Annotated in this window: 1 protein-coding gene; it reads right to left on the bottom strand. The window is 30.4% G+C overall.

Annotation, left to right across the window (positions count from 1 at the left end):
- Window positions 1–421 precede the first annotated feature (421 nt).
- Window positions 422–757 (bottom strand): hypothetical protein, encoded by a 336-nt coding sequence (locus AC1TO4_RS19805; RefSeq protein WP_482106707.1) that lies wholly within the window; start codon window positions 755–757, stop codon window positions 422–424.
- Between the last annotated feature and the right edge of the window lie 248 nt (window positions 758–1,005).

The following is a 1,005-nucleotide window of genomic DNA, read 5'->3' as shown; positions in this document are numbered from 1 at the left end:
ATCTCTTAACACGCAAAGAAATGTATGTAGACTTAGGCGAAGATTATTTTGACAAACAAAAGCAACAATCTATTGTACGGTATTCTGTTCGAAGGCTTGAAAACTTAGGATACAACGTTACAATCACTGAACCGCAAGTCTCCTAATCCAAAAAATATTCTGAACCAACAACTAGACGCTGCACTTTTTTTAAAAAAAATGAGCTGCGTTTCTTTTAGTGTTGCCATTTTTGCGAAGTTTGGCGTTTAATTTTCATGGGAGTTTAAGAAGAACAGAGACACTTATTAAACAATTGCACCCTATAATGGAATAACGAAAATAGACACAAGAATGCTAATTAGCTTTATTTTTCTTCAACTAACCGTCTCTTATTATAACAAAAGCCCCTTTCAGTTTACGTTGAACTAAAAGGAGATTTTTGTTATTTGTTATTATCATATAAATCTCTATGCTTAGTACCAATCAGAATAAAAATAAATACAAGGATTAAAAAAACTTCATTATTCAGGTTATTCACTGAAGTATCATATAAAATACTTACTACTAAAGCAATCATACTAACCACACTGAAAATAATAAATATCATTTTATTTGCCAAAAAATACTCTTTTTTTATTTCAATCACTATATATACTATTGTAAAAACAATTAAAACAATACGAGTTACAAATAAATATTCAAATTGAAGAAAAAAAGTAGCAAATAAAAATAAAAGCCCCATTAAATCTACAATTATTAAAAGATTAATTTTTTTCATTATAAACTCCTTAAAGTAGATTGATTACATTGCGTTAAGTTGTTGAACACAAGTTATACAACACTCTTCAACTAACCTCCCCCCGTTAGTTCAATAAGAAAAACATACTAAGATTAGTAGTGCAGACCAAGGCATTGGTTCGCACTACTTCTTTTGTATAGTAGAGGTGAAGAATAGGTCGTGAGCTCTTTGGGATCTTGAATCCGTAAGAAAAACCGGCCTACTTCACCACCCTTATTTGAATCAGG

Source organism: Sporosarcina sp. Y838 (assembly GCF_056786515.1).
The sequence above is the reverse complement of the archived record's forward strand: the minus strand, read 5'-3'. Positions and strand labels throughout refer to the sequence as shown.

Coding starts and splice junctions, on each gene's coding strand:
- AC1TO4_RS19805 (WP_482106707.1), bottom strand. CDS start 757: ATGAAAAAAATTAATCTTTTAATAATTGTAGATTTAATGGGGCTTTTA.